This window comes from Kitasatospora sp. NPDC050463 (genome assembly GCF_040655255.1).
Classification (GTDB): domain Bacteria; phylum Actinomycetota; class Actinomycetes; order Streptomycetales; family Streptomycetaceae; genus Kitasatospora.
In genome coordinates this window covers 59472-65471 of record NZ_JBFAJO010000052.1, presented here as the reverse complement: position 1 = coordinate 65471, position 6000 = coordinate 59472, and the positions used below count along the sequence as shown (strand labels likewise).

Genomic DNA, 6000 nt, shown 5'->3' with positions numbered 1-6000 from the left:
GTCGGCCGCATCCGCGCCGACGAGACGGTGGAGAACGGGCTGTCGCTGTTCATCTCCAACGACAACCTGCGCAAGGGTGCCGATGCCGGCGGTCAGAGCTGGGTGTAGCCGCCGAGGAAGTCGCCGATCCGGGTGACGGCGTCGGTGATCTCCTCGGCCCGGGGCAGGGTCACCAGGCGGAAGTGGTCCGGCTCGGGCCAGTTGAAGCCGGTGCCCTGGACCAGCAGGATGCGCTCGGCGCGCAGCAGGTCCAGCACCATCTGCGCGTCGTCCTTGATCTTGTAGACCTTCGGGTCCAGTCGGGGGAACGCGTAGAGCGCGCCCTTCGGCTTGACGCAGCTGACCCCGGGGATCTCGTTGAGCAGCCGGTACGCGGCGTCCCGGGACTCCAGCAGCCGGCCGCCGGGGAGGACCAGGTCCTTGATCGACTGTCGGCCGCCGAGCGCCGCGGCCACCGCGTGCTGGGCCGGCATGTTGGCGCACAGCCGCATCGAGGCGAGCACGGTCAGGCCCTCGATGTAGCTGCGGGCGCGGTGCCGGTCGCCGGAGAGCACCATCCAGCCCGAGCGGAAGCCCGCCACCCGGTACGCCTTGGAGAGCCCGTTGAAGGTCACGCAGAAGAGGTCCGGGGCCAGCGTGGCCAGCGGGACGTGCTCGGCGTCGTCGTAGAGGATCTTGTCGTAGATCTCGTCCGCGTAGACCACCAGGTCGTGCCGGCGGGCGATCTCGACCAGGCCCTCCAGGACCTCGCGCGGGTAGACCGCGCCGGTCGGGTTGTTCGGGTTGATCACCACGATCGCCCTGGTCCGGTCGGTGACCTTGGCCTCGATGTCGGCGAGGTCCGGGTACCACTCGGACTGCTCGTCGCAGCGGTAGTGCACCGCGGTGCCGCCGGCCAGCGAGACGGAGGCCGTCCAGAGCGGGTAGTCCGGTGCCGGGACGAGCACCTCGTCGCCGTCGTCCAGCAGGGCGGTCATCGCCAGCTGGATCAGCTCCGAGACGCCGTTGCCGAGGAAGACGTCCTCGACGGTGAGACCGTGCAGCCCGCGCTCCTCGTAGTGCATCACCACGGCCCGGCGGGCGGCGAGCAGGCCCTTGGAGTCGCCGTACCCGTGCGCGGAGGAGAGGTTGCGCAGGATGTCCTGGAGGATCTCCGGGGGCGCGTCGAAGCCGAACACGGCGGGATTGCCGGTGTTGAGCTTCAGGATGCGGTGGCCCTGTTCCTCCAGCCGCATCGCCTCGTCGAGTACCGGGCCGCGGATGTCGTAACAGACGTTGGCGAGCTTGCTGGACTGGATGACCTGCATGTCTGCCTACTTTAGGGGCATCCCGGGCCGGTCCGGCGCGTGTGCGGGGACACGTGCCGGACCGGTTTCAAGGGGCTCCTTGGATCGGCAGGCGGAGCTGTCAGCCGGCCTTCCAGATCAGGGGCTCGGTGTCCAGAACGCTGCCGAAGACGAGGAACTTCGGCGGGGTGTTGGTCGGGACGAGATAGACCGCACACTGCTGCTGGGCCTGGCCGTCCGCCAGGGTGCCGGGCTTCTTGCCGGAGTCGCACTGCGGGATCGACTTGAGGATGGTCGGGGCGGGCAGGACGCCGCCGGTGGCCGCGGTGTCCGACTTCACCTTGAACCGCATCATGAAGTACTCGTCGGTGAGCGGGGCACCGGTGCGGTTGGTGAACGAGACGGTCACGTAGTACGGCGTCTTGCCGTCGAGGTCGGCCGGCTTGAAGTTGTACGGCGCGATCTCGGCCAGGGTGCCCTTGACCACCGAGACCGGGGTGACGTCGGCCTTGGTCTTGCCCAGGTAGCTGCCGGTGGCGGTGAGTGCCAGCGGGTTGTCGTAGCCGATCTTGCCGCTGCCGGAGCCGCCGGTGGCCCCGCCGATCGGGTTGCCGCTGGTGGCGGCGGACGGGACGGGGTTCGGCGTCGTGCCGCCGGTGCCCGCCGTGCCCGCGGTGCCGGCCGTGCCGCCGGTTGCGGCGGTGCCGCCGGTGGCCGCCGGGGCCCCGGTGGCGCCCGGCGTGCTGGTGGCGGCGACGCTCGCACCGCCGGCGCCCGCCGCGCCGGGAGCGGCCGGGTCCTCGTTCTCCGGACCGCAGGCGGTCAGCAGGAGCGCCAGGGCGGCGAGCGGGACGGCGGCGCGCAGCGCGTTCTGAGTGTTGGTCACAGTGTTTCCCCGTGGATGATGTGGTCGGTGCGGCGCCGGAATTCGGATGTGGCGCTGCGAGGTCGGACGCCGGCGAGTGCCGGGCGGTTCCCGGTGAACGGTACCGGTGTTCGTGGGCCGGTTCCGGCGGTGGACGAGAGGGGGCGCCGTGATCGCGGCCGTGCTCGGGGCGGTGCTGGGCGGCCTGCTGGTGGCGCCCGCGCTGCGGGGTCTGGTGGTGCGTTACGCCGTGCCGCAGGACGGGCCGTGGTGCACGCGGTGCCCCGTGTGCGAACGGGAGTTGCGCGGCCTGCCGCCCGGTGGGCGCTGTCCGGGCTGTCGGGAGCGGCTGGGCCCGGGCGCCTGGCAGGTGGAGGCGGTCACCGTGGCGGTGGCGGCGGCCGCGCTGTCGGCGGCGCGCCCGGCCGATGCGGTGCTGCTGCTGTGGGCGGCGGGCCCCGGGGTGGTGCTCGGTTTCACCGACGCCCGGGTGCGGCGGCTGCCGTACCCGCTGAGCTGGACGCTGGCGGCGGGACTCGCCCTGCTGCTGGCGGTGTTGGAGGTGGCGGACGGCCGCCCGGGTGTGCTGCTGCGCTGTCTGCTGGTGGCGCTCGCGGCCGCCGCGCTGTTCGAACTGCCCGGCTGGTTCGGCCTGATGGGCGCGGGGGACACCGTACTGGCGCTCGGCCTCGGCGCGCTGCTCGGTCGGTACGGGTGGTCGGCCGCCTTCACCGGGCTCTTCGCGGCCTCGGTGCTGGCGGGACTCTGGGCGGTGGCCCGGGCCGTGGCCGCCCTGGCGCGGCGGCGCTCGGTGCGCGGACTGGACCTGCCGATGGGCCCGTTCCTGCTGCTCGGCACGCTGGCGGCGGTGCTGCTGCAGTAGGGCCGGGCCCACGGATCGAGGCGGTGTGGCCGTGACGGGCGGCCCGTCCAGGCGCACGAACCCACGACGAGCGGGGCCCGCCGTACCGGTCGGGTACGACGGGCCCCGCCGTCGGCGCGCGGGCCCCACCCTCAAGGAGTGGCGCGCCGGGGGAGTTACGGCATCTGGTGGACGAACGGGCCGACCGTGCCGGAGAAGGCGTTCCCGTTGTTGGCGTCCCAGTTGGTGGACCAGGTCATCGCGCCGCGGATGGAGGGCCACTTGGCCGGCGGGACGAAGCTGCCGCAGTTCCTGCCGGTGGCCAGGCAGTCCAGCGCGTTGTTCACGACGCTCGGCGAGACGTAGCCGCCGCCGGCCGCCTTGCTGGAGGCCGGGACGCCGATGCCGACCTGGTCGGGCCGCAGGCCGCCCTGGATCTGGGTGCAGACCTGGGCGGTGATGAAGTCGATGGTGCCCTGGTTGTAGACCTTGCCATCGCAGCCGTTCATGCCGCCCGAGTTGTAGAACTGGGTGTTGACGACGGTCAGGATGTCCTTGGTGTTCAGCGCCAGCTGGAAGTAGGCGCCGGCGGTGCTGTACATCCCGATGGTCTCCGGGGCCATCGTCAGGATGAAGTTCGGGCCGACCTTGGCCTGCAGGCTGTGCAGCGCGTTGCCGAGGTAGGTCGGGTTGACGCCGTTCTCCAGGTCGACGTCGATGCCGTCGAAGCCGTAGTCACGGATGATCGCGGAGGCGCTGTCGGTGAACGCGGCCGCGGCGGTGGCGTCGCCGACGGAGATCGCGCCGTTCTGGCCGCCGATGGAGAGGACGACCTTCTTGCCGGCCGCCTGCTTGGCCTTCACGTCGGCGCGGAACTGCGCGTCGGTGTAGCCGCCGAGGGCCTTGGAGAGCGCCGGGTCGAGGGTGAAGCTGATCGCCCCGCCCCTCGTCGGCACGGCGTCGGCGAAGGAGACCGCGATGATGTCGTAGGCGCTCTGGACGTCGCCCAGCTTCTGGACGGTCGCGCCGTTGTCGAAGTTGTGCCAGTAGCCGGTGACCACGTGCTTCGGCAGGCCGGTGACCGGCGGGGTGGTCGTCGCGGTCGCCGTGGGGGTCGGCGTGGGGGTCGGCGTGGCGGTCGCCGTGGGCGTGGCGGTCGCGGTCGGCGAGGCGGTGGCCGTGGGCGTGGCCGTCGGCGAGGCGGTGGTCGTCGCGGTGGGGCTCGGCGTGGAGGTGCCGCCGGGGCCGCTCAGCGCGAGGTCGTCCGCGAGGTAGGCGCTCTGGCCGTACCAGCCGTGCACGAACAGCGTGACGCTCTTGACGTTCGCGCCGGTGGTGAAGGTGGAGGAGAGCTGGTTCCAGCTGTTCTGGTTGGACCAGGTGCTCGGGTCGGTGCCGCCGGTGCCGCGGGCGCCGAGGTAGACGTACGGACCCTGGACCCAGCCGCTCAGGGTGTAGCTGGCGTTGGGCAGCACGCTGACGGTCTGGGTGCACTCGGCGGTGTCCGAGGCGCCCGGGGTGGCCTGCAGGGCGCCGGCGCCGGAGTGGACCGGGGCGGAGACGACGCTCGCGGCGCCGGTACAGACCCAGCCGGCGGTCGAACCGGACTCGAAGCCGCCGTTGGAGACCAGGTTGCCGGCCGCCGCGCTGGCACCGCCGGCGAAGAGGGCGAGGCCGCCGCCGGCGAGGGCGAGAGCGGTGGCACCGGCGGCGAGGGCCGGGAGGGTGCTGCGCCGGCGCTTGTGCGCGGGCTGGTTCAGCGTACGGGCCATGGAGGTGCGCTCCTGTGGGGGAGAGCGGCCGCCGCGGTGGGGGGCGCGGCGGCCGCGTGTGGGGGAGGGCTTGCGTCCGCGGTACTGCCTTGGGCCGGGCGGTGGTTGGTGCTCGTTCCGCCCTGGGTCAAAAGCTGGACTAGACCATTGGCGGTCGTCAAGCATCGGATCGTCGGCTTACGGATTCCTTAAGGAACCGGATACCGTTCCGTATCCGGAGCCCCGGTGGAGACCGGGCGTTCGCGCGGGTGCCTTCCGGCCACTCGCGCCACGCCACCCGCGACAGGCTCCGCACAGGACTGTGACCGGACCGCTACCTGCGGCTTTACCCACTCCCTCCGGGCCGGAGTAGGCTGCGCCGGGGGTTGTGACGTACCCCGGTGAATGAGTACGGAGGGGCCGAAAACCATGGGTCTGCGCGATGTCGTCGAACGCACGCCGGGTCTGCGCACCCTGCTGGACGGTATGTACGGCCTCTACGGTCGCCGGGTCGAGGTCCACCTCGCCCGTACCCCCCACCACATCGGCGTGATCCTCGACGGCAACCGCCGCTGGGCCAAGGCGACCGGCGGCTCCACCGCCTACGGCCACCAGCGCGGCGCCGACAAGATCAGCGAGTTCCTCGGCTGGTGCGACGAGACCCACGTCAAGGTCGTCACGCTCTGGATGCTCTCCACCGACAACCTCTCCCGGCCGGCCGACGAGCTGGTGCCGCTGCTCGGGATCATCGAGGACGCCGTCACCGGCCTGGCCGCCGCCCGCCGCTGGAAGGTCAACCCGGTCGGCGCGCTGGACCTGCTCCCGCAGCACACCGCGGACGTCCTCAAGCGGGCCGCCGAGGAGACCGCCGGGATCGACGGGATCACCGTGAACGTCGCCGTCGGGTACGGCGGCCGGCACGAGATCGCGGACGCCGTCCGCTCGTTGCTCCAGGAGCACGCCGGGCGGGGCACCTCGATCGAGGAACTGGCCGAAATCCTCGACGTCGAGCACATCGCCGAGCACCTCTACACCAAGGGCCAGCCCGACCCGGACCTCGTCATCCGGACCTCGGGCGAGCAGCGGCTGTCCGGCTTCCTGCTCTGGCAGAGCGCGCACAGCGAGTTCTACTTCTGCGAGGCCTACTGGCCCGCCTTCCGGAAGGTGGACTTCCTCCGGGCGCTGCGTGCGTACGAGGAACGCCACCGGCGGATGGGTCTGTGACGCCCGTCGGCC

At 72.1% G+C, this 6000-nt stretch carries 5 protein-coding genes; 2 read left to right on the top strand and 3 right to left on the bottom strand.

All coding sequences use genetic code 11. The annotated features are described in order from the left end of the window. Positions 1-92: 92 nt before the first annotated feature. Together AB0J08_RS28215 and AB0J08_RS28210 are read right to left on the bottom strand one after the other, a co-directional pair. Complete coding sequence (locus AB0J08_RS28215; protein WP_360640241.1) at positions 93-1307, bottom strand: pyridoxal phosphate-dependent aminotransferase; 1215 nt, start codon at positions 1305-1307, stop codon at positions 93-95. 100 nt (positions 1308-1407) lie between these two features. Then, positions 1408-2172, bottom strand: coding sequence for a hypothetical protein (locus AB0J08_RS28210; RefSeq protein ID WP_360640238.1), 765 nt, complete (start codon positions 2170-2172; stop codon positions 1408-1410). Positions 2173-2320: 148 nt separating this feature from the next. Between AB0J08_RS28210 and AB0J08_RS28205 the strand changes: the two genes are divergently transcribed. Continuing rightward, positions 2321-3034 (top strand): hypothetical protein, encoded by a 714-nt coding sequence (locus tag AB0J08_RS28205; protein ID WP_360640235.1) that lies wholly within the window; start codon positions 2321-2323, stop codon positions 3032-3034. Between the two features lie 155 nt (positions 3035-3189). On the opposite strand, the gene AB0J08_RS28200 is transcribed toward AB0J08_RS28205, so the two are convergent. Further along, the gene (locus AB0J08_RS28200) at positions 3190-4785 is read right to left on the bottom strand and encodes a glycosyl hydrolase family 18 protein (RefSeq protein WP_360640232.1); all 1596 of its coding nucleotides are present in this window, start codon (positions 4783-4785) and stop codon (positions 3190-3192) included. 408 nt (positions 4786-5193) lie between these two features. On the opposite strand from AB0J08_RS28200, the gene AB0J08_RS28195 reads away from it, so the two are divergent. Further along, positions 5194-5988: an isoprenyl transferase gene (locus tag AB0J08_RS28195; protein WP_360640229.1), complete on the top strand. Its 795-nt coding sequence runs from the start codon at positions 5194-5196 to the stop codon at positions 5986-5988. Positions 5989-6000 lie beyond the last annotated feature (12 nt).

Coding starts and splice junctions, on each gene's coding strand:
- AB0J08_RS28215 (WP_360640241.1), bottom strand. CDS start 1,307: ATGCAGGTCATCCAGTCCAGCAAGCTCGCCAACGTCTGTTACGACATC.
- AB0J08_RS28200 (WP_360640232.1), bottom strand. CDS start 4,785: ATGGCCCGTACGCTGAACCAGCCCGCGCACAAGCGCCGGCGCAGCACC.
- AB0J08_RS28195 (WP_360640229.1), top strand. CDS start 5,194: ATGGGTCTGCGCGATGTCGTCGAACGCACGCCGGGTCTGCGCACCCTG.